General features: G+C 61.9%; 20 protein-coding genes and 1 pseudogene. 7 read left to right on the forward strand and 14 right to left on the reverse strand.

The features are described 5' to 3' along the window. Positions 1-55: 55 nt before the first annotated feature. From GKC41_RS03335 to GKC41_RS03365, 7 genes are all read right to left on the reverse strand, one after another. A complete protein-coding gene (locus GKC41_RS03335; RefSeq protein WP_154312910.1) occupies positions 56-451 on the reverse strand; it encodes an Rv3654c family TadE-like protein in 396 nt (131 codons plus the stop codon). 3 nt (positions 452-454) lie between these two features. Next, positions 455-832, reverse strand: a complete 378-nt coding sequence (locus GKC41_RS03340) for a TadE/TadG family type IV pilus assembly protein (RefSeq protein WP_154312911.1) — start codon at positions 830-832, stop codon at positions 455-457. Then, a complete protein-coding gene (locus GKC41_RS08780; RefSeq protein WP_229281611.1) occupies positions 819-1,199 on the reverse strand; it encodes a DUF4244 domain-containing protein in 381 nt (126 codons plus the stop codon). The genes GKC41_RS03340 and GKC41_RS08780 overlap by 14 nt, the downstream gene beginning before the upstream one ends. 186 nt (positions 1,200-1,385) lie before the next feature. Next, complete coding sequence (locus GKC41_RS03350) at positions 1,386-1,928, reverse strand: type II secretion system F family protein (protein ID WP_154312912.1); 543 nt, start codon at positions 1,926-1,928, stop codon at positions 1,386-1,388. After that, complete coding sequence (locus tag GKC41_RS03355; RefSeq protein ID WP_229281572.1) at positions 1,919-2,479, reverse strand: hypothetical protein; 561 nt, start codon at positions 2,477-2,479, stop codon at positions 1,919-1,921. Before GKC41_RS03355 ends, GKC41_RS03350 begins: the two co-directional genes overlap by 10 nt. 114 nt (positions 2,480-2,593) lie before the next feature. Continuing rightward, positions 2,594-3,682 carry a CpaF family protein gene (locus tag GKC41_RS03360; RefSeq protein WP_154312914.1) on the reverse strand — a complete coding sequence of 363 codons (1,089 nt, stop codon included), beginning with the start codon at positions 3,680-3,682 and terminating at the stop codon, positions 2,594-2,596. Then, entirely contained in the window at positions 3,679-4,437 is a 759-nt protein-coding gene (locus GKC41_RS03365; protein WP_229281573.1) for an ATPase, read from the reverse strand. Before GKC41_RS03365 ends, GKC41_RS03360 begins: the two co-directional genes overlap by 4 nt. 794 nt (positions 4,438-5,231) lie before the next feature. Between GKC41_RS03365 and GKC41_RS03370 the strand changes: the two genes are divergently transcribed. From GKC41_RS03370 to GKC41_RS03390, 5 genes are all read left to right on the forward strand, one after another. Continuing rightward, the gene (locus GKC41_RS03370; protein WP_154312916.1) at positions 5,232-7,478 is read left to right on the forward strand and encodes an RNA degradosome polyphosphate kinase; all 2,247 of its coding nucleotides are present in this window, start codon (positions 5,232-5,234) and stop codon (positions 7,476-7,478) included. Between the two features lie 61 nt (positions 7,479-7,539). After that, positions 7,540-8,619, forward strand: coding sequence for an NUDIX hydrolase (locus GKC41_RS03375; protein ID WP_154312917.1), 1,080 nt, complete (start codon positions 7,540-7,542; stop codon positions 8,617-8,619). Positions 8,620-8,632: 13 nt separating this feature from the next. Beyond that, positions 8,633-9,328 (forward strand): thymidine phosphorylase, encoded by a 696-nt coding sequence (locus tag GKC41_RS03380; protein ID WP_324612031.1) that lies wholly within the window; start codon positions 8,633-8,635, stop codon positions 9,326-9,328. 248 nt (positions 9,329-9,576) lie between these two features. Continuing rightward, positions 9,577-10,215, forward strand: a complete 639-nt coding sequence (upp, locus tag GKC41_RS03385) for a uracil phosphoribosyltransferase (RefSeq protein ID WP_015022561.1) — start codon at positions 9,577-9,579, stop codon at positions 10,213-10,215. Positions 10,216-10,475: 260 nt separating this feature from the next. Beyond that, a complete protein-coding gene (locus GKC41_RS03390; RefSeq protein ID WP_154312919.1) occupies positions 10,476-12,551 on the forward strand; it encodes an ABC transporter permease in 2,076 nt (691 codons plus the stop codon). On the opposite strand, the gene GKC41_RS03395 is transcribed toward GKC41_RS03390, so the two are convergent. Further along, on the reverse strand, positions 12,520-13,602 hold the full coding sequence (locus tag GKC41_RS03395) for a glycerophosphodiester phosphodiesterase family protein (protein ID WP_195760131.1): 1,083 nt from the start codon (positions 13,600-13,602) through the stop codon (positions 12,520-12,522). The genes GKC41_RS03390 and GKC41_RS03395 overlap by 32 nt on opposite strands. 181 nt (positions 13,603-13,783) lie before the next feature. Here GKC41_RS03395 and GKC41_RS03400 point away from each other — a divergent pair, with 181 nt between their 5' ends. Beyond that, on the forward strand, positions 13,784-14,644 hold the full coding sequence (locus tag GKC41_RS03400; RefSeq protein WP_154312921.1) for an aldo/keto reductase: 861 nt from the start codon (positions 13,784-13,786) through the stop codon (positions 14,642-14,644). Between the two features lie 50 nt (positions 14,645-14,694). Here GKC41_RS03400 and GKC41_RS03405 read toward each other — a convergent pair whose 3' ends face one another. The 5 genes and pseudogenes from GKC41_RS03405 to dnaB form a co-directional block, all read right to left on the reverse strand. After that, on the reverse strand, positions 14,695-16,404 hold the full coding sequence (locus GKC41_RS03405; RefSeq protein ID WP_154313088.1) for an ABC1 kinase family protein: 1,710 nt from the start codon (positions 16,402-16,404) through the stop codon (positions 14,695-14,697). A gap of 212 nt (positions 16,405-16,616) precedes the next feature. Beyond that, positions 16,617-16,868 (reverse strand): annotated as a pseudogene (locus GKC41_RS03410) (hypothetical protein); the annotation flags it as partial. Positions 16,869-17,093: 225 nt separating this feature from the next. After that, positions 17,094-17,894, reverse strand: a complete 801-nt coding sequence (locus GKC41_RS03415) for a type 1 glutamine amidotransferase (protein WP_154312923.1) — start codon at positions 17,892-17,894, stop codon at positions 17,094-17,096. Positions 17,895-17,920: 26 nt separating this feature from the next. Further along, a complete protein-coding gene (locus GKC41_RS03420) occupies positions 17,921-19,315 on the reverse strand; it encodes a MurT ligase domain-containing protein (RefSeq protein WP_418904385.1) in 1,395 nt (464 codons plus the stop codon). Continuing rightward, the gene (gene dnaB, locus GKC41_RS03425) at positions 19,315-20,655 is read right to left on the reverse strand and encodes a replicative DNA helicase (protein WP_033510868.1); all 1,341 of its coding nucleotides are present in this window, start codon (positions 20,653-20,655) and stop codon (positions 19,315-19,317) included. Before dnaB ends, GKC41_RS03420 begins: the two co-directional genes overlap by 1 nt. Positions 20,656-21,070: 415 nt before the next feature. Between dnaB and GKC41_RS03430 the strand changes: the two genes are divergently transcribed. Continuing rightward, entirely contained in the window at positions 21,071-22,462 is a 1,392-nt protein-coding gene (locus GKC41_RS03430) for an MATE family efflux transporter (RefSeq protein WP_418904386.1), read from the forward strand. Between the two features lie 90 nt (positions 22,463-22,552). On the opposite strand, the gene GKC41_RS03435 is transcribed toward GKC41_RS03430, so the two are convergent. Continuing rightward, positions 22,553-22,891: a P-II family nitrogen regulator gene (locus tag GKC41_RS03435; RefSeq protein WP_015022571.1), complete on the reverse strand. Its 339-nt coding sequence runs from the start codon at positions 22,889-22,891 to the stop codon at positions 22,553-22,555. Positions 22,892-22,894 lie beyond the last annotated feature (3 nt).

The raw sequence follows: 22,894 nt of genomic DNA on the forward strand, positions 1-22,894 counted from the left end.
ATTTCTTTAGACACGTTCGCTTTCCTTCCTAAGGCTTTCGCCCCGCTTCCTCCTCTCATCCACAGGGCTCTGGACCTGCCCGGGCAGACTGGACCAAGCGGGACATCATCGGGACTCCGGTGTCTACTCCCACCGATACCCTCACGTCGCCTCCATCCACCTGACAATCCGTTAGGACACCACGGTTGAGACGGGCAACCCGGGAAGCCAGAGTACAGGGCTTCGTCTGTCCTTCGTCCAGGGCAGAAGCTGCGGCAAGAGCGGAAACATCGGCGCCGGTGCGTGCGCGTGTCCGGCAGATCATGAGATTGCCCAGCAGCGCCGCCAGAATCAGACCCAGGCTAACCAGAGCCATCAGCATGATGCCCAAAACCGTGCCGGAGCCCGGATCCGAACCCCTTATCCATGAATCGGCACGCTCGACGCGCGTCTTTCCGACATGTCCGTGCATGACTCATTCCTCCAATATGGCCACGGCATCGCCATGAACCTGTGCAGGCAGCACGCCCATGGGACCGGAAACCACTGGGCATGACACCCTGACTGCCGTCTGTCCGGCTGATGGACTCAACCTCACCTGGGCATGTGGCCCGGCCATCCTGTTCACCAGCTCCTGGGAATCGCCCTTGCCCTGGGTGACGATCAGGTCTCTGGCAGCCGCGTTGGCCGCATCCTGACAGACCATGCCGACCCTGATTGTCTGAGTCAGCGTCAGCAGTATGAGAGCCAGGACCATGACAGCGGGAAGAACGATGGCGAACTCGGCCGTTATTGCACCGTTATCGGATCGCCACCGTCGTCTCCGCTCGGACCGTCTCTCAGCCGACGGCACTGAGCGCCTTCTTCACCAGTCCCATCAGCAAAGTGCGCGTGGAAGAGGATTTGACGATGGCCAACAGTACACCGGCCAGCGTGGCGGCCACCACCATGATCACGGCATATTCAGCAGTGATAGCCCCCGATTCAGGCCTGGCCAGCACCACGCTCAGCCGCGCATGCAGGGCGCGCACTCCAGAATCCATAGACTGGCTGATGCGAACGTACAAAGCCGTCATGTACCGGTTGGAACGCTGCCTTATTCTTTGCAACAACCCGGATCCGGCACCTGCAGCAGGCCATGTCGCAGCCGGTACCAACTGACCTCCTGCCTGCCTGTTCTGCAGATGGAAGACCGTCGCAACCTCCTGTGAATATGTCATCGTTTTCACCCTTGCCTTTCCTTGTCTTCCCCGCCCCGGCGAATGGCCGTTCCTCAGGGAATCGGCATCCGGTACCTTTCACTGTGCCCGTTCCTGTCCACTTCGGTCGACTTGTCAGATACATGTGGACGAGCGGAGCTTAACCGCCAGCCTGTGGATAACTGTGCCCGCAAGAGCTCCATACCCTCAGGACATCCCACCCGCAAAAGCCGCAATACAGGGAATGACTCCGATCAGCACGAAGGCCGGCAGAATGCACAGCCCTGTCGGCACCAGCAGCCTGACGGTGATCGTCGCCGTGGCCCGGGCCAGCACGCTGCGGGCATGGTGATCCAGCTGGCGCATGGTCGTCTCGATACGTGTTAGAGGCGATGATCCCAAACGCCAGGAGGGCTCCAGACAGTCAGCCAGGACCTGCATGGACCGCCCGTAATCAGGATCGCCAATCGCTCCTGACCAGGACAGATCCCATCCGTTGCCACCTGCGAGCAGGTGAGCCACGCGAACCATTCGAAACCCATAAGGTCCTGGCAGCAGACCGCCAACCGCACCCAGGGCCCTGGGCAGGGAGGCCCCTTGACGAACAGCGACTCCCAGCAAGGCCAGCACCAGGCTCAAGGGCGGCGGGGAGACCTGCTCATAGGCTAATCGGTCACCCGAACCGTCGGACTCTATGAGCAGGAGGGCCAGTATGCTCGACAGAGCGGCAATCAGCGGTTTCAGATCCATAGATCCTCCCTGTTCAGATCATTCATCAGCAGATGCATCCAAACCAGACCAAGAACATAGAAGGCCACACCAAGGATCAGGCAGATGGTTCCCGGGCCTGGGCGACATAGGAAGGCCAGTGGTCGCGCACCCATAAACTCTCCCATGATGATTGTCAACGCTGGCAGGGTCGACAGGAGACGAATCGTGGCCTTGGGCACAGCAAAGGCTTTCTCCTGGGCCTCATCCAGTGCCGCCCGCCGCCTCTGCATGGCTGCCACGGTCCGCAGCCCATCCGAAGCCCGGCAACCCAGGATGGCGCTGAGCCCATAGCAGGCCATCAGAGCCTGAGCCATAATCGTCAGAGTCGGCCCCCGTTCCTGGGGCAGGCATCGGTTCTCCAACATGGCCATGACACGTTCCTGTGTGACCTCCCGGGTGGCGAACCGCCGCCCGGATGCCTCTTCGAAAGCCTCTACCAGACCGCCTCCATTGTCGACATAGGCAAGCAGGGAAGCGATCAGCACCGCGAGACCGGGCCGATCTGACTGTGCGGGGGGCCTGATTGACATGGCCTTCAGTCTTGCGGCTGCGCAGCCTCTATGCGGAAGCAGAGCCAGACAGGCAAAAGTCGTCATCATCGCAGCCAACCAGGCTGCAGTCTCGTCATTCATGATCCACCTCGGCTACGGAGTGCTCGTCGAGTTGCTGGTCACAATGCCCCACCGCCTTGCAAACTTCGACCAAGCCGTTCCGTAAGTAGCGGCCCCTCGGCCCGTCCAGGTGCAGACAGTCTCCCCAAGAAGCCGACCGTCGGCGGCCGTTGTCAGTCGGCCAATCTGTGCGATATGTCTATGACCGCCGGAACGTTCCAGATGGATAACAACGTCAAACGCCCCTTGGGCCAGAGCCGCCAGTGCCTTCGGCTGCAGCCCCGCGAGCAACCCCAGGGTTGCCAGTCTCGCTGGAACACGTTCCACGTTGTCGGCATGCAGAGTCGCCATACCACCCCGATGACCAGAATTGAAAGCCCGCAGCAGATCAGCTATCTCCTCGCCCCGGCACTCGCCCAGGATGATTCGATCGGGCCGCATGCGCAGTGTGGCCTTGACCAGATCGACAAGCCCCACGCCCCCTGCTCCTTCAACATTGGACTCTCTGACAGCCAGGGAAACTATATTTCTATGTCCGGCAATACGACCAAGCTCACGGACTTCCTCCACGACGACCAGCCGTTGCTCCTGCGGACACATGCCCAGCAGAGCCCGCAAGAGTGTGGTCTTGCCGGCACCCGTGCCACCGGTAACCAGAATGCTGGCCCGATTGACCACCAGCGCCCGAAGAATGAAGAGCCAGCTGGCGGGACACAGCCCGGCAGCAGCCAGCTCCTCCAGACCGGGCGGGTGTCTGTTGGGCAGCCTGATGGAAATGGCGGCGCCCTCGGGAACGAGCGGAGCCAGTACAGCGTGGACTCTGATCCCCTCTCTGCTGGAAGCGTCGGCCATGGGACGAGCATCGTCGAGGCGACGCCCCAGCTGAGCGCATAACTGCACAGCAAAGTCCCTCACTGCCCGAGGGCCTGTGAACCCAGGCCGAAGCAGAACCTCCTCCATACCCGAGCCCCGGTCAATCCAGACATCACCCCGACCCGTCACCGCGATGTCAGTCACCGCAGGATCGCTCACCAGCCCATCCAAATAGCCGAAAGTGGGCGGCTGAGCCGATTCGTCATCGGAAAATGAACCTTCAAGGCTTTCCCCACCTCCCCTGCTCATTTGACAGCCTCAGACCGAGTCAATCCGCCAGAAGAGACCCGCTCTTCCTTTCTTTCGCCGACGACGACCATCCCTGCGATTCGCTCCGCCAGGGGTTGAAGGGCCCGGGCGTAAGCACGTGGGACCCGTTCCATGCCACGACCATCCAGCACGGATGCCGACAGCCTCGGCTGTGGCTTGAGGACCACGTCCACCGATCGGCCCAGAAACTCCTCCGCCTGTTCCGGGTCGACGCCATGGCTGACCCGATGCTGGGTGGGCATCATCCCAATCAGAGCCATGGGAGGTCTACAGGAGACCAACGGACGGTCTTGGTTTCGATCACCAGCACCTCTGCGGCCGTTCAGAGCATGGAGAAGCGCCTTCGCCCGCGCAAGGCCCAGCACGGTCATGTCCACCATCAACAACGAAGGAAGTCCCTTCAGCGAGCGCAGATTACCCAGGCCCTGGCCCCGACCGGCATCGATCAGTAGGAGATCAGCAAATCCAGCCATAGCGCTCACGGCTGCGTCCACGTCCCACCAGCCCTGTGGCGGGGCACTCCAGGGATCGTTGCTGAGCAGCGGAATGCCATCCCAGACTGGCAGCTCTTCACGAAGGGCCTGAGGATCCACCCGGCCCAGGGGAGCGCGGATCCGTCCCAGCCGCATGCCAGGCGCCCCCTCGATGCCGACAAGGACATCCATCCCTCCGCCATCCAGGTCCAAATCCACCAGAGCGCATGACAGGGCCATGTCCCGAAGCTGTTTGGCCATCAGGGCTGTCATGGCCGTCAGCCCAATGCCCCCCGAGGCTGAGAGAAAGACCAGCCCCGTCACAGCGGACCCATATTCTGCTTCTGAGCCACTCCGTCCGATGCGGGCATCTCCGCCCGCCGCCCTCTCTGGCCGGTGTTCCAAAGACGACCCGACTGCATTAAAAGAGCGAGGAGTCCATTCAGGCCCCCGCCCTTTCACGCGGCCTTTTATCATCGTCGGCGGTCTGTCTATGCTCATTCCAGTCATGGCTACCAGTACACCCGCCTCCTGGCATCAGCACCAGTCCACGGAGCCGATGTGGTCGAACGACCGTATGCTTCCACATTGTTGCACCCTCTCTGTGCACAAATGCATCAACACCGCGACACGCCTCGAATTGCAGCATTTTTGAGACCATACCCATGAAAGGCCACAGATGCTCACATGGAAGCGACAGATTCCTCCAAAACCGGCGTATTCGACCTGCCTGAATGCACGCAATCGCACAAAAGACCAAGCCGGTAGCCTTCTGCGCTCCAACGGGATGAACATGCTTGCCATCGGCCTCGAACCTGGCATAATAGCTTATACAAGGACGGTTCGAGAGCACGGAAGCCCACAAAGTGTATGGCCACTAGGACCGATACGTTGGACGGGTGTATAAGACTTGACCGTTGCAACGATGATGTTGTGCAGAGATTCCATCTGGACCGACCTTGTGGGAACGGCCTCCTGCGGGGGGCCGTTCCTATTTATCCACAAGCTTTATCAACGATTGCAGAGGACGGCACCTGCGAATAGAGTGCTATGGTATGGTTCAGAAATTTGACGCACCCTCCAAGGCCTTGCTACGCAGCCAGATCGCGGAGCATATTGCCGAGACCGACGGCCAGGCACGGCATGTATCCAGGCACTCGGATCACCCGGTCTCGCCCTTGCCTGAGGACCGCTATTTCGACCGGGAGCTGAGCTGGCTCAAATTCAACAAGCGTGTGCTTGAGCTGGCCGAAGACGAGAGCGTACCCCTGCTGGAGCGCGCCAACTTCGCCGCAATTTTCGCCAGCAATCTCGATGAGTTCTTCATGGTCCGCGTGGCGGGTCTGAAGCGTCGCGTGGACACCGGCATCGCTGTGACAGCTGCCAGCGGGATGAGCCCTCGCCAGCAACTGAGGGCCATCTCCGAGCAGGCGCACAAGCTTCAGGACGAGCATGCCCACTACGTCATCAACCACATCCTGCCGGATCTGGCCGCCGAAAGCATCATCCTGCTGAGCTGGACACAACTGAGCAGCCAGGAGCAGGAACGGCTCACCAACTTCTTCCGCAACCAGGTCTTCCCCGTCCTGACCCCGCTGGCCGTCGACCCGGCACACCCCTTCCCCTATATCTCAGGCAACTCCCTGAATCTGGCGGTCCTGGTGGAGAATCCGACCTCGGGCAAGACCCACTTCGCCCGCGTCAAGATTCCCGACAATCTCTCCCGTCTGGTTCCTGTTGACGATCTGACCGATGAGGAGGGCCGGGAGGAGCGCTATGGGTTCATCACCATGGAGAACCTGATCATCGCCCACCTGGAATACCTCTTCCCAGGCATGATCATCAAGGAGGCCCGCTCCTTCCGCGTCACCCGCAACGAGGATATTGACGTCGAGGAGGACGACGCCGAAAACCTGCTCAACGCCATGGAGAAGGAGCTGCTGCAGCGGCGGTTCGGACCGCCCATCCGCCTGGAGATTTCCGACTCCGCTTCTCCCTTCCTCTCCCAGCTGCTGGCCAGCAAGCTCCGGGTCAACCAGGAAGAGGTCTATCGGCTGCCCGCCCCCTTGGACTGCACGGTCCTGTTCGAGCTGCAGTCCATCGACCGGGCCGACCTCAAGTTTCGCCCCTTCATTCCCACCACCAACCGACAGATAGCCGAGGTGGAATCCAGCCAGGCCCAAGACATCTTCGCCGCCATCCGCGAGCATGACATCCTCCTTCACCACCCCTATGACTCCTTCTCCACTTCGGTCCAGGCCTTCCTGGAACAGGCGGCGGCCGATCCGCGAGTGCTGGCCATCAAACAGACCCTCTACCGAACCTCAGGCAACTCGCCCATCATCAATGCCCTAGTGGATGCCGCACACGCCGGCAAGCAGGTTCTGGCTCTGGTCGAGATCAAGGCCCGGTTTGATGAGGAGGCCAACATCGCCTGGGCTCGTCAGCTGGAACGGGCCGGTGTCCATGTGGTCTACGGGATCGTGGGCTTGAAAACCCACTGCAAACTCTCTCTGGTGGTTCGTCAGGAGCAGGACGGCCTGCGTCGTTACTGCCACGTGGGCACCGGCAACTACAACCCCAAGACCGCCCGCCAGTACACCGACCTGGGCCTGCTCACCTGTGACCCCGTGGTGGGACAGGACCTGACACGGCTCTTCAACCAGCTGTCAGGCTATGCGCCCAAGTCCTCCTTCCACCGCCTGCTGGTAGCCCCACGCACGGTTCGCTCCGGGCTTCTGCAGCGGATCGCCCGTGAGGAAGAGACCGCCCTGAACGGCAAGCCTGCATGGATACGAATCAAGGTCAACTCCTTGGTGGATGAAAAAATCATTGATGCCCTCTACCGGGCCAGCCAGGCAGGGGTCCGCATCGACATCGTGGAGCGCGGCATATGCGCCCTGAAGCCAGGTGTGCCCGGGCTGAGCGAAAATATCCGAGTCCACTCCATCCTGGGGCGGTTCCTGGAACACAGCCGCATCTTCGCCTTTGCCAACTCCCAGGGTCCTCAGATCGGCGAGGGCCCCCTGGCCGGGCCGGAGGTCTGGATAGGTTCTGCTGACCTGATGCACCGCAACCTGGACCGCCGTGTGGAGGCGCTGGTCCGCATCACTGCGCCCGAGCAGGTGCAGGGACTGATCGACTACGTGGATCTGCAGATGGCCGACACCACCAGCTCCTGGCACATGCAGCCTGACGGCACCTACGTTCGTCACAGCCGCGATGATCAGGGCCGACCTTTGGTCGACTCGCAGGAGTACCTGATCGACCGTCACACCCGAACACCCAGGGCCAGGCGATAATGATGTGCCTCCAGGCCGGCGAGTCCGCTGCCGAGGCGGACGATCAGGATGGCATTCGGCCATGAGCAGGACGGTCGAGGCAGCAGGAGCCATCCTTTACCGGTGGCGTACTAGCTTCCAGGGATGGATGAAATTCAGCGACGACGGCCGGGCAGCCCCAGGAGCCGACCCACGCTCCGACCTCGATGACCTGGAGCTCTGCCTGGTACATCGTCCCAAGTACGACGACTGGAGCTGGCCAAAGGGCAAGCTGGAGAACCGTGAGACCCACATGCGGGCGGCCGTGCGCGAGGTTGGCGAGGAAACAGGCTGTCTTGTCCGCCTTGGTCCCTACCTAGGGGATGCCGAATATCCGCTGAACAACGAGGGCCGACGCCGGGGCGGCAAAGGTGGCAGGCTCAAGCATATCTGCTACTGGATGGCTACACCGACCGACTCGGAACACGCCGCCGGTCAGAGCGCACTGCTGGGACCCATCCACCGGCCTGATTCCAGGGAAGTCGACCAGATCCGATGGGTCGGAGCCTCTGAAGCCCGCAAATTATTGACCCACCCCAGCGACAGAACCATACTGGATGCCTTCGTGGACCGTGTGGAGCAGGGCGGTATCCGGGCTCGTCAGCTAATCATCGTCCGTCACGGCAAGGCGGTGGCCCGGAAGGAGTGGACAGGCAAGGATGCAAATCGTCCTCTGACCCCCAAAGGCGCCGGCACCTCCTACGCCCTGGCTCGGGAACTGGCCTGCTTCGCGCCCGACCGCCTCCTGTCCTCCCCCTGGATTCGCTGTGTGCAGACATTGCGACCCTACGCCGATGAGGTAGGTCTGCCCATGGAGATGGTGGCCTGCCTGACGGAGTCCTCCTACCACCGCCGCCCCGAACAGGCCCACAACTGGCTGGACAGGCAGATGGCCGACCTGCTGACAGGCAACCAAACGACCATGATCTGCATGCATCGCCCGGTCCTGGGAGGTATCTTTGAAAAGCTGCGCGGGTTGTGCTCCAGCGGATCGCTGTCCAAACGGCTGCCCGACGACTCCCCCTTCATGCCCACCGGCAACGCCGTCGTCCTCAGTCTGACCGGCGATCCCAACCATCCGACCATCATCGACATACAGAAGGTGACTCCCATTGTCTACTGACAGCAACTCCAGAATCGGCTCATCCTCAATCCGCTCCTCCCGCACGGGATTCGTGGCCTCCGGCACCGGAGCATCCCGACCCTCACGCCCCGGCCAGCTGGACCCGGCCATCGCCGACCAGCTCTCCGGAGGAATGGATCCGCAGCAGATCAGCGAGATGAGCCATGTATCAGCAGCCTCCCTGCTGGACCGGGTCCACCACAGTGCCGACCCGGCCATCGTCAAACGAGTCCTGACCCTGGTAGACCGCGAAGGCGTGGATATAGTGGCCGAGCTCTGGAGCGACAGTGACCCCGACTCTCTGCCGGGCATCCTTTGGCGGCTCTACATGCTTCGCAGCTGGATGCGTAAGGACGCTGATGGAATAAGTCGTCTATGGCGGCTGGGCGAGCCCACCGACACCGCTGCATCAGCCATCGCTGGCGTCGATCAGGCCCCGGAGGCCGACGACATCATCCGAACCGCCGATTCCATCCTTTCCGGAGCCTTCACCGGCGACTTCGCCATAGCCTTGGAACGGGCCGGAGCATTCTGCGATGTGATCGCCCGTGGCATCAAGACCACCATCCGGGACGCCCAGAGCCGGCAGCTGGACGGTCAGGAAGCCAAGGAGGTCGACGCTGCACAGCGCACCGTCAACTCCCTCAATCAGACGGCCCGTGACTTCATGCGTGGCGCCTCACTCTGGCGGAGGGGACGGCTGGAGTAGAACCCGCCACCCTTTCAAGCCGGAAGCGTAAGCGCGTCGTGAGCACAGATCAGACTCCGGCATGCCCTACAATGGGGACTGCGTCGGACCATGGCTAAGCCCCGGGCTCCGTTTGTTGCCGCTGCGAGCGGCGTTTGCGCCGACAGGCGCTTGCATGGTTCGGCGTTTTCATTTTCATTCCCAAATCGCAGGCAGCATGGCTTGCCGGTCGCTACCAGAAGCCGACCCGCTGAGCTACGCTGAGAGGTATGGAACTTCACGTACTGGAACACCCGCTGATCGAGCACAAGCTGACCGTACTGCGGGACAAAAACACCCCTTCCAACACCTTCCGCGAGCTGATCAGCGAACTGGTCATGCTTGAGGCCTACGAGGCCACCCGCAATCTGGACATCGAGGACCACCCCATCGAAACCCCGGTCGCTCCCATGGTCGGCAAGAAGCTCTGCTCCCCGCGCCCCATGGTGGTTCCCATTCTGCGCGCCGGACTGGGCATGCTTGACGGCATGACCCGACTGCTGCCCACCGCCGAGGTCGGATTCCTTGGCCTCAAGCGCGACGAGAATACCCTGGACATCATCACCTACGCCAACCGCCTGCCTGAGGACCTCTCTGGACGTCAGTGCTTCCTGCTGGATCCCATGCTGGCCACCGGCGGCACCCTGATCGCCGCCACCAAATACCTGGCTGAGCGCGGCGCCAAGGACGTGACCTCCATCAACATTCTGGCTGCTCCCGAGGGCCTAAACCGCCTCAAGGAGGAGATGGACCCCTCCATCAACCTCAAGGTGGTGGTCTGCGCAGTCGATCAGAAACTGAACGAGCACGCCTACATCGTGCCCGGCCTGGGCGATGCCGGCGATCGCCTTTACGGCGTCATTGACTAAGCCGATAAATTGACAGGGGCACAGACCCCAAATCTGCCGAGGATCCGAACTTTGCTCAGTTCGGGTCCTTTTTTCAATTGCCTTCTATGGAAACCCCTGCTGATGGCACTTGGCAGGGTGGCCATTCCCCCCGCCAAGCGCACAATCGCTCATTGGCACCCTGGTTCTCCCCTGGTCTGACCCTGAAAACACCCTGAGTGGACCTTCGCGCGGTGTTGCAATAGGAACAGCAGCATTCAAGGGCGAGAAAGGAGCACACCATGGAGGGCAATTCCCTTTCCCTAGGTGAATCAATCACAGGAACCGGGACCTCAGGACCGATGGGCGGGGGCGGCTCGCAAACCGCAGGTCGAACCGAGGCACGCACTCCTGGCCTAGCCTCCCTGGTGCGTTCCTTCCTGCATGAGCATCGGTCCTCCTACACGGTCATGGTCCTGGCGGTCATGGCCGCTTCGGTCCTTACCAGCGCCTGGGTCCAGGTAGCCATTGCCGCTCGGAAGGGCGACGGAATGCCGGATACACGCGCAATGAATTCCTACGACCGCGCTATGACCCTGTCCTTCCAAGACGGCGCTTCACAGATATCCATAGGGTACGCCTGCATATGCGGGTTCGTCTCCATCTTCCTGGTCATCACTTCTGTGGGGTTCCTGATCGAGCGCCGTCGTCGCGAGTATGCCATGATGCGGCTTTCAGGCGCCTCTCCCAGGACCGTGAGATTCATCTCCCTACTGGAATTCATGATTCCGGTAGGTTTGGCCGCCCTCTTGGGCAGTTTGGCGGGATGCCTGCTGGTGCCCGCATTCGCCAAGTCCCTAATCAACTCAGGCTTTGAAGCGCTGGAAATGACCGCGCATCCCCACCCCATGGGAATTTTCTTCACTTTCGTAGGGATACTCCTGGCAGGCCTCTTGGGAACCTGGTTCGCTGCCAGGAGGATTACCGCGATCTCTCCCATCGAGGCCCTGCAGGACTCGGGAAATCGGTCAGGGACCAAGTCAATCGGTCCTCTTCGCCTGATAATCGCCCTGGCCGGCCTGGCTGGAGGACTGGCCATGGTCTATCATCGCTTCAAGGGCATGGACATTGAAATCCAGATCATGGCCTCGACCAGCTGTCTGCTCGTCATCATCGGCGCCCTGGCCCCTGTCCTGGTTCCGGCCTGTGCCAACCTGATCGGCATCCCCTTCCAACTGGCCTTCCGAGGCGCCGGTCTCCTGGCGCGGCAAAGGGCGCGGAAGGAAAACCGGAGCTCCACCGCCGTAGCAGTGCCGATCATACTGATGCTGGTCATCGTAACCGGATTTATAGCCCTGGGACGATCCGGCTGGGCACAAGAAGCCATAAGCCGGTATAAGCCGATCGCTGCCGAAACCATGATCAACGCAGAGACCAATGATCCAAGAGACCTGGATCGCCGACTTCGGTCCATTGCAGACATCGAATCCGCAGTCACCTATAGCGAGGGATCCTGGACAACTGCGGACAAGGAAGATAATGGCGGCAATGACGAACCTTCCGTCATGGCTATGCACGTCAACAAAGCAGGCAAGAGCGTCAATACAATTAGCCCAATCTTCATCAAGGGCTCCGCTGCTGACCTGGGGCCGGGCAAGATCGCCGTTATTGCAAGTGGCCGCACCCAGGAGAAAAACCCTATTGGTCGCAAGCTGACTCTGATCGACAGGTACGACAAAGGCCATACGCTGACCATCACCGCCGTAGTCGATATGACCCCGACAGGGCAGACGGGCGAATACCTGATGACGGATGCAGACCTGTCGCAACTGGCGCCCGACAACAGTGGATCGACCACCCTGGCCAGGACCGCCCCAGGAGTTCGGACAGGCAATCTGATCAGTCAACTCAATGCTTCATGGGACAGGAAGGGTATCAAGGCCTGCACCAAGAAGGAGTACATTCGTTCCAACATCCAAAGGTCACAGAAGGTGCAACGGGCCATGCCCCAGATAGCGAACGGGGCCATCGTCCTAACGGCCATATTCCTGATCCAGGCATGCGCCATCGCAGTCAATGAACGCCGCCAGGAGAATCGGAGAATGCAGGCTGCCGGTGTTTCACGTGGAACATTGGTCTGCTCCTCGATTTGGGAGTCAGTAATCGATGCCCTTTCGGCCATCCTTCTTTCAGCCCTGGCCATGGCGGGGGTGCTTGCCGTCATCTTCCACCAGTTGTCCGGCCAGATAGACATGAGCGTCGTGCCTCTCCCCTACGGCTACTTCCTGACCATGGCCCTCTGGGCGATAGGCCTGGCCGCTGCGGCCTCAGGGCTGTATAGCTGGTTCAGCTCTCGGGCAGATACGATTCGAAGATGATCCCGTCGAAGTCCGGGCTGGCCGCCTCCTGCGCGCGCTCGGAACGGACTGTCCAGGCGATGGGAGTTCCACCCAGGAACCGATAGAGACGCATGGGCAGCGAATGCCCGCTGTGCCACTCGCAGGCCACAAAGTCCGGCCGCCCCAGCCAATTGAAGAGGAGGGACCCGGCCATCCAGCGCACAGCCGAGGAACAGGTGTCTACGCGACCGTGATAGGGAGCGACCAGTTGTCCCCTGGTAACGCCTGGGTGGTGGACCCGATACCAGGCAAGGGCCAGGACGTTGAAAGATTCAATCACGTAAGGGCCCTGGTACCTGGACAGAAGTGCATCGGTCCGACGCATAAGCTCTCTATTCAAGCCCTTGTCCATCTTGATCTCGACAACCAGGGGCACCCGGCCATCCACCAGATCAAGCACCTCGGACAGAAGAGGCACATGCTGCACTTCAGGATCGTTCAGGCTCCCGTCCTCGCCCTCCGTTTCGGGACCGCCATCGTGGTCGGCAGAGGCGGGAATCCCTTCCCCGGACTCAAGAGCCTGGGCAGGGCTTGGGCACAGGGGGATCCTCCGCAGCTGATCGCAGGTCAGGTCCGCCACTGCTCGGTTGACGCCAGCCACCCGCTGCAGGTCCCCATCGTGGATGACCACCACCTGGCCGTCCCGGCTCAGATGGACGTCCAACTCGATTCCATAGCCGGCCCTGCAGGCCGCTTCGAAGGCAGCCAGCGAATTTTCGGGCGCCACCACCCGACGTGGGTTGGCCGGAGCCGAGGCATGCCTGCCCAAGGGCCTGCCGGACGCAACCTTCAGGCATTCATGAATACGGTGCAGGTAGGCGGACTGACCAGGATTGGGATTGGTCGTCTCCATCCCAGAGCCAGCATTGTGCAGACCCCTGTGGGCATAGGGACGCGAGGATAGGCCGACGGGCTTTCTCCGGCCCGCAACCACCGAAAGGCCGGGGGCCAGGGCCCAGCACCAGGCCCCCAAAAAACCCAATCCCAGACCCAGTGCGACCTTGCCGGCCAATCGTGCTTTGGACCCCATCATCGCCTCCAGCCATCAGCTACTTCACTACCCACGCTAGCATCGCAGGGGCCCGGACGCGCTTTGCCGGCTTGACTTCAAGCTGCTTCAAGGCCTTATCCTTGAACAAGCAGATTTGAGAGGCATGCCCCGCCTTTAACCAACTCCGTCAAGCAATCTGCCAAGAAAGAAGCACAACACCATGCAGAATGATTCATCCACGTCCGTCCCGTCCGTCAAACTCAACAACGGCGTCCTCATGCCCATGGAAGGCTTCGGCGTCTACCAAATCGCCGACCTGGACGAGTGCCGCCGCTCGGTTCTGGATGCTCTGGAGACCGGGTACCGGGCCATCGACACGGCCCAGGCCTATGGAAACGAGCAAGCCGTCGGAGATGCCCTGGCCCAGAGCGGCCTCGACCGCGACCAGGTCTTCCTGACCACCAAGGTCTGGATCACCAACTACGGATATGACAAGACCAAGGCCTCGGTCGAGGAGTCCATGAAGAAGCTGGGCACGGACCACCTGGACCTGGTCCTCCTCCACCAGCCCTTCAACGACTACTACGCAGCCTGGCATGCCCTCGAGGACCTCTATGACCAGGGTGTCCTGCGGGCCATCGGCGTCTCGAACTTCTATGCCGACCGGTATGTGGACTTGGTCAAGTTCAACAGAATCGTCCCGGCCGTCAACCAGCTGGAGACCCACGTCTTCCACCAGCGTCCCCAGGAACGCACCTACATGGACAAGTACGGCACCCGGATCGAGTCCTGGGGACCCTTCGCCGAGGGACGCCAAGGCATGTTCACCAATCCGACCCTGACCGAAATCGGGCAAGCGCACGGCCGGACCGCAGCCCAGGTGGCCCTGCGCTTCCTGGTCCAGGACGGGGTCATCGTCATCCCCAAGACCACCCACCGCGAGCGCATGCGCGAGAACCTCGACATCTGGGACTTCCAGCTCAGCGACCAGGAGATGGCCCGCCTGCGGGCCATGGACACCGGCAAATCCGCCTTCATGAACCACGAGGATCCTGAAACCGTGGAGGACTTCGCCAGCTGATTCAGCATCAGACAGTATCTGTATCTGTGCAGGATGGACGGGCTCTCAGCCTAGGCTTCGCCGTTGCGTCGCCGACGCTTGAGGGCCCGATGCTTGATCAGGATGTCCAGGACTATCCAGACCGAAAGGATGAAGGCCACCACGTATCCCAGCATGCTGACCACCGGGATACCGAAGACCACCGGCTTGATGCGGGCGAAGTAGACGATTGAGGAGCCCACATAGAGGCCGACGACGATGAGGGCCATGGTCAGCCTGTTGACCATGTCAGACAGCTGCTGCAGGGGTTCCTCGGAGCCTACAAGCTGCACATTGGCGCGCAGCTGCCCCCGTGTCAGCATCTTGGTTGCGGTCTGGGACTCAGCCAGGGCGCCCAAAAGGCCATGCAGGGCCAAGTCGCCTTGGACGCCCAGCTTCCGGGTCTCCTCCTTGAGGATGGATCCCGTGCCCTGGCTGTAGGCGACATGATCGGTGATGATCTGCACGATGTTGGCCTCGGGCAGGAACTCGTCCAAGAGTCCTTCAAGGGTGACCAGGCACCGCGCCACCATGGTGACCGACCCCGGCACCTTGATGCCATGCCGGGCGGCCAGCTTCATAACGGCATTGACATATTCGGCGATGTCCAGATCGGCCAGATCCAGCTTGCCGAACCGCTGGACGACCGCATCCAGGTCGGCCAGAAGATAGGGGTAGTCCTCGGCCCTGGCCTCGCCCGTGCCGGCGAAGCGGAGCAGTCCCTGGGCAAGGGCCGGTGAATCCTCGCGGCCCACCGCAAAAATCATGTCCTTCAAAGCCGATTTGGTCACCTTATCCAGACGTCCGACCATGCCAAGGTCTATCAGCACTATGCAGCCATCGCGGATGATGATGTTGCCGGGGTGCGGATCGGCGTGGAAGAAGCCCCGGTCCATGATCTGAGTGGCATAGTTGTCGACCAGCTTGGTGCCTATCTCCTTCAGGTCATAGCCCTGAGCCACCAGTTGGGCAGGCCGTGAGAGGGATATCCCGTCGATGTATTCCATCACCACTACATGCTTGGTGCACAGTTCGGGATAGGGCTTCGGGCAGTCGATGTAAGCGTATGAGTCGCAGAAATCCTTGAATTCAGCCAGATTGGCGGCCTCCTGCTGGAAGTCGACCTCGGACTGGAAGGTCTCCCAGAGCTCCTCGACAACCCCGCGGATGTCGATCACCTGGGTACTGCGAACGAACCGGGAGGCCCACTTGACCATACTGCGCAGAATGTCGATGTCCTGGGCCATGGTCTCTTGAATCCCTGGGCGTTGGACCTTGACGGCCACGTCCTCACCGCTGACCAGGCGGGCACGATGCACCTGCGCCAGGGAAGCCGACCCCAGGGGAACAGGATCTATGGAGGAGAAGATCTGGTCAAGCGGACGGCCGTACTCGGTGGCCAGTGTGCTGATCACCACGGAATACGGAATGGGATCCGCGTCGGCGCGCAACTTGGAGAGCTCACGGCAAAAGGCCTCCGGCAGGATCTCCGAACGCATGGAGAGAATCTGGCCCACCTTGACGAAAGTGGGCCCGAGCGCCTCGAACAATCGGCGCATGGTGACCGGGGTCAGACCATGGATGATGTCGAACCGGTTGGCAATGCGGATCATCTCGGCCAGTCGACGGGCCCTGCCACGCCTGTGCCGGATCCTTACTGCCGCCCCCTGCCGCTCTCCCGTGCCGACCCCGAAGAGGCCGATGGTCTGCACAGGGGCATCATGCCCGTTCATGGCATCCATACTCACCACTCACCTGCGTCCTTTATCCGCATGGCCGACCAGCGGCAGACATTCCGGCGCAGACGACCGACGCTGACAGTAATCGACCGCCTTCAGCCCTGCTGACCCGCAATGGGATCATTGGATGTGATGGGAATGGACCCTGACCGACGATTCGGCATTGGTGCCAGGGGCTCATGGTCTGGACGGCGGGGATCAGGAGCAACATGAGTCGCAGGCCTGGGCGCGCCAGCAGCCGGTGCAGGAGCGCTGTCAGCAGGTGCAGATGCAGGTGCAGGTGCGGGAGGGTTCTGTCTGTTCCGCTTGAGCTCAGTGTTGAGAATCTTTCCCTGCTCGACCGTCAGCTCACCCTTCTTGACCAGGTTGTCAATGACCTCCTGGCCCTTCTCCACGCCTGTGGCCAAGGCTCCGATGCCAGCCAGAAGCACCTTGTGCAATCCGTCACCGATATGCAAATCCGACATGATATGCCTCCCAGCATTCATACGCCCTTGAAGTAACGGGCTCTTTTGACCGCCAAGAGACGAGCGGCCGTCTCTCTTTACAGTCTAGCCGGTAATCATTGACCGATCCGATTCGACACCATGGCAAGAGGGACCGCAGCACCTTTCCCCGGCACTGCCCTCTGATTCCTGATCAGAATCTCTGCCGCAACCGAAGGAACCATAGACGGAACCGCAGGCTCCCCTTCATCTGGGCCTGGAGGCTGCGATACGGCTGGCCTGATCTGCCAGGGAGTCCAGGCGCTCCAGCTCGCTCCGGCTCTTCTGGTCCATGGCAGTCTTCATCTGGGCGAAGGTGCCCTGGCCGTACCGCCTTTCGGCTGCCCCCTCGATAAGGAAGTCCGTGATGGCCGGGTTCTTCGGCAGCAGCGACCCGTGCATATAGGTGCCGATGACCTTCTTCCAGCGGGCCCCCTCGGTGTGGTCCTTGCCGTTGTTGCCGCGTCCATCCTCGGTCACCATGCCCAGGGGTTGGGCCCCCTCCCCTAGGTAGGTCAGGCCCGAGTGGTTCTCGTAGCCGACCACCCTGCCGAAATCCTCTGCCTGCTCCACCAGGTTGCCAATCATCCGCTCGGGCTTGGCAACGGTATGCACGTCAAGGATGCCGACCCCCTCCAGGCGCTCATGGTCGGAGGTCTCGAAATAATGGCCGAAGAGCTGATAGAGCCCGCAGATCATCAGCATGGGCACATCCTGGTCGGCCAGATCATGTAGAAGCCCGCCCCGCTCTCGCAGGTCGTCGATGATCCGTTCCTGGCCATGGTCCTGGCCGCCGCCGCCCAGAATCATATCGATCCGCTCCGGCCAGGCATCACCGGGATCGTAATAGCGGACCGTGGGACGGAATCCGTACAGCTCGGCCCTGCGGGTCACGCTGAGTATGTTGCCCGAATCCCCGTAGATGTTCATGTCACGGTGATAGAGGGAGAGGATCTGCAGTGGCGGATGGTCTCCCACGGCCTTGGTCTTATCCTGCGGCTGCAGCATTCCTGCGCTCCTTTTGGTTCGCTCGCTCATGCGCCCACCCCGGCATCGTCCACGCTCGTGATCCTGCCGAGGGCGGACCGGAGCCGAAGCATTGAGGTGTAAGTGCAGTAGATTCGCTTGGGTCGGCCTGGGTGCACCTCAAGGAAGGCCGTCAGCGCCCGATCCAGGTCGGTCTCGATCGCATCCGTGGGCACCTGGTCATAGGCCAGGCGCAGGGCCATGTCGTAGGCCCGGGTGCCGGAGACCATGGCCACACCGGTATCCCTGAGCGAGGTGAAGTCCACATCCCAGAGCCAGCTCATGTCACGCCCGTCCGCATACTCGTCGCGGATGGCGATCATGGTGTCCTGGCCGGCAGGGTCGAAGGAGGACAGGGCCAGTCGGAAGCCCATGGGGTTCTTGACCAGGACCAGCTCAACCGGCGCGCCCTGGTAGGTGATGACCTCGCCACGGCCGAAGGCGGGCGTCACCTTGGACAGGGCATCCATGAGCGCTGCATCATCAGGCTCCTTGTCCTCCAGAACGACCCTCACCAACGCCAGGGCAGCGGCCGCATTGTAGAGGTTGTAGACACCTTCCAGGCGCAGATCGGTCTCCAGAAGCCGACCGTCCAGGCGGAAGGAGGCCCTGTGGTCCATGACCCGTTCCAGGGTCACCTCGGCTGGCAACCGGTGACCGGGGCGGACCGGACGGGAAGCGCTGATCGCACCGGCACCATCGGCGTCCCGGTCCGAGGCATGCATGTCGTCATCAGTGGGGAAATAGGTCAGCAGGTCATCTGACAGACCGAAGTAGGCCACACCGGTCCGGGCCGGCGTCTGGGCGGCCAACCTGGCGATGCGTGGATCCTCACGGTTGAGGACCACCGTGCCCGTGGTGGCCTGTGCCACCTGACCCAGCAGCCGGGCAGTAGTATCGATTTCCCCAAACCGGTCCAGCTGGTCACGCATGACGTTGAGCAGGAGGGCGTAGCGGGGCTTGACCTGTCGCACAAAGTGGACCGCATAGGCCTCGTCCAGCTCCAGGACGGCAATGTCGGCATGCAGCCGGCCGGACAGCCCCAATGTAGAGACCAAGGCCGAGACCACGCCACGGGTGAAGTTGGACCCGGTCGGGTTGGTGAAGACCTTGAGGCCCAGGGATTCCAGCATAGAGGCCACCATCCGGGTGGTAGTGGTCTTGCCGTTGGTCCCCGAGACCAGAACCACACCACGGGGCAGCCCCGACAGGGTCCTGGCCAGGAAGCCCGGGTCGATCCGCTCGACCACCTTGCCAGGCAGGGCCGAACCGCCATGATGGGACAGACGCGAAACGAGGCGCACCGCCTTGCCGACCAGAAGGGCCAGGAGCGAACGCCAAGGCCGACGGGGACGACCGGGCTGATCGGCAGGCTGCGTCTTGGAAGTCGTGGACCGCATGATCAGACCCCTCCCTGCTGGTAGTCCTGGGGCATGTCCTTGAACTTGGACTTCTCGCCCAGGAAGGCCAGCTTGAAGGTGTCGGTGGGGCCGTTGCGGTGCTTGGCCAGGATGATGTCGGCCTCACCCGGGCGGTCCTCCTTGTCGTAGAAGTCCGGCCGGTGGACCAGGAAGACCACGTCAGCATCCTGCTCGATGGATCCCGACTCGCGCAGGTCGGAGAGCATGGGCTTCTTGTCGTTGCGCATCTCGGGACCGCGGTTGAGCTGGCTCAGCGCCACCACCGGAACCTCCAGCTCCTTGGCCAGCAGCTTCAGGGCGCGCGAGAAGTCGGAGACCTCCTGCTGGCGGGATTCGACCCGCTTGCCCGAGGTCATCAGCTGCAGGTAGTCGATGACCACCAGCTTCAGGTCGTTGGTCTGTTTGAGCCGGCGGCACTTGGCGCGGATCTCCATCAGGCTCATGTTGGGCGAATCGTCCAGGAAGAGCGGAGCATCCTGGAGTCTGCTCCAGAAGGTGTTCAGGGTGTTCCAGCGCTCGGGGGTGATGTCGTCCGCCCGGCGCAGGGCCACCAGGGGGATGTCGGTCTCGGCCGAGATGATGCGCTGGGCCAGCTCGGTCTTGCTCATCTCCAGGGAGAAGACCACCGTGGTCATGTTGTTGTGGAGGGCCGCGGCGCGGGCGAAGTCGATGCCCAGGGTGGACTTGCCCATGGCAGGGCGGCCGGCCACCACAATCATCTGCCCGGGCTGCAGGCCCTGGGTCACGTCGTCGATGCTCTTGAAGCCTGTGGGCACGCCCCGCTCCATGTCGCCGTTCTGCAGCTTGTCCAACTGGTCCAGGGTGTCATGGACGACCGGACCGATGGCCTCGTAATCCTGACGGACCCTGCCCACACTCATCTCGTAGACCTCGGCCTGGGCCAGGTTGACGATGTCCTCGGCCTGGGAGCCCTCGGCCGAGTAGCCCAGCTGGGCGATCTTGGTGCCGGCCGCGATCACATTGCGCAGGATGGCCCGCTGGTGGACGATTTCCGCATAATAGGTGGCGTTGGCGGCTGTCGGGACCGAGGCCACCAGGGAGTGCAGATAGTCGGTGCCCCCCACCTTCTCCAGGTCGCCGGACTTGAGCAGCTCGTTGGCCACCAGGACCGCATCCACCGGCTGGGAGGCCGAGAAGAGGGTGACGATGGCCTCGTAGATGGTCTGGTGCTTGGGCTGGTAGAAGTCGGATATCTCAATCATCTGGCTGACCTCGCCGATGGCATCCTTGCTCATGAGCATGCCGCCCAGCACGGCCATCTCCGCATCGTCATCATGCGGGGGCACCCGATCGAAGAGCATGTCACGGCCGGTCTGGGCATGATCGGTGGGACGCTGTTCGGGATGGGTGTAGTCGGTATAGTCGTCGGAAGCCATAGCCACGATTCTACGAAGAGGACCGTCCTTGGCAGCCCCAAGAGACGGATTTCACCCAAGGCATTCACCGGGACGCGCCGACCGTACTGGACGGGCACAGGGTCGCCATGTATGTGTACAGAAAAATAAGTTATCCACATTCAAGGCGTGTCCTAGAGGACATGTGCGCAACTTATCCACCTCATGGGTACAACTCTGTGCAAAACTTGGGGACAGTCTTCCACATCACCAATCCAGCTTGCGCTCAGAGCTGTTTGGTGATATTGCACCTACCGGCAGGGCGTCCACGGACTGGCTTTCCGGGGTTGTGTCTTCAGTCCAGAGCATTAGCATGGCGTCCATGCGTAGCCACAGGAACATCCCCGAAACCAAGCCCGGATCAATCACGCCGGAAGAGCGGCGGGCGACCTACCGGACCATCGCTGGATTGGCCATACCCACCTTCGGCCAGCTGATCGCCTCCCCGCTCTTCGTCATGATCGACACCGCCATCGTGGGCCACATCAGCGACTCGGCCCTGGCCGGGCTCTCCATCGGATCCACCGTGGTGTTGACCACCGTGGGGCTCTGCATCTTTCTGGCCTACGGGACCACCTCCCAGGTGGCCCGACTCATGGGCGCCGGTCGTCGCCGGGAGGGGATGCAGGCCGGTGTGGACGGCATGTGGCTGGCCTTCGTCATCGGCCTGGTCGTCTGCGCTGTTCTCCTGGCTTTGAGCCGGCCCATCTGCAGCCTGATGGGAGCCCGTGGGCCGGTCCTGCAGGCGGCGCAGACCTATCTGAATGCTTTGGTCTTCGGCCTCCCGGCTATGCTCCTGGTCTACGCAGCCAACGGCATTTTCCGCGGACTTCAAAAGGTAAAGATCACCCTGGTGGCCGCCGTGTCAGGCGCCATCCTCAATACCGTCCTGGAGGTCCTTTTGGTCTTCGGCCTGCACATGGACATTCTGGGTTCGGGCGTGGCCACCCTGATCGCCGAGTGGGCCATGGGGCTCTTCCTGACCATTCCCGCCCTGGTTTGGGCCCGTCGGGAAGGCGCCCAGCTACGGCCCCGGCTCTCAGGTATGGCGGCCAGCATGGGCGACGGTTTCCCGCTCTTCCTGCGGACCCTGGCCCTGCGGGTCTGCCTCTTTATGACCGTGGTGGCTGCAGCCCACCTGGGCGAGCAGGTGCTGGCGGCCTATCAGGGGGTCAACTCGGCCTGGAACTTCGGCCTGAACATGCTGGATGCCGTAGGCATCGCCGGTCAGTCATTGGTAGCCACCGAACTGGGCGCCGGACAGCGGTCACGGGCACGAGTCATGACCGACCTGTCAGCCAGGGCCGGCATGGCCATGGGAGTGCTGGTCGGACTGGTCATGATCGTCTTGGGACTCTTCGCCGCTCCCCTGTTCAGCCCCACGCCAGCCATCAGGTCGCTGATCACCGTGGGCATGATCGTTCAGGGAGTCTTCATGCCCGTCGCCGGATGGATGTGGGCACTGGACGGGATCCTGATCGGGGCCGGGGACTATCGCTACCTGGCAGCCACCTGCTCCCTGACGGCTGTGATCTACCTGATCGGCCTGCTGGGTATGACGGCTCTGGCCATGAACTGGACGCCCACCTGGCGGATAGCCATGCTCTGGGCCGTACTCAATGTCCTCTTCATCGGCGTCAGGGCCATCTGCAATGGCTTGAGAACGCACACCGATGTCTGGATGGGGACGATAAGCCAAGCCAAGGAAGCCTGAAAAGACATAGAAAAGCAGGACCCCGACCGCCGGACCATGAAATTGGCCACAGCGGCGGGATCCTGCGAAACTGGTCAGCAGGTGGCTGCCTCAGATGGCGTCTACGCCGGTCTCCCCGGTACGGACCCTGACCACCGAGTCCAGGGTCTGCACCCAGACCTTGCCGTCGCCCACGGTGTTGGTGGCGGCGGCCTGGACGATGGTGTCGACCAGCTCGTCAACCCGGCGATCCTCGGTCAGCACCTCCAGGCGCACCTTGGGAACCAGGTCCACCTTGACAGTGCTGCCCCGGTAGACCTCCTTATGGCCTCCCTGCCGACCATAGCCCTGGGCTGACGAGACGGTCATGCCGTGCACGCCGACCTCGGTCAGGGCCTGCTTAATCTGATCCAGCCGCCCGGGCTGAACGATGGCGGTAATGAGTTTCATGCT

It is taken from the genome of Bifidobacterium asteroides, assembly GCF_009683175.1.
GTDB lineage: Bacteria > Actinomycetota > Actinomycetes > Actinomycetales > Bifidobacteriaceae > Bombiscardovia > Bombiscardovia asteroides_H.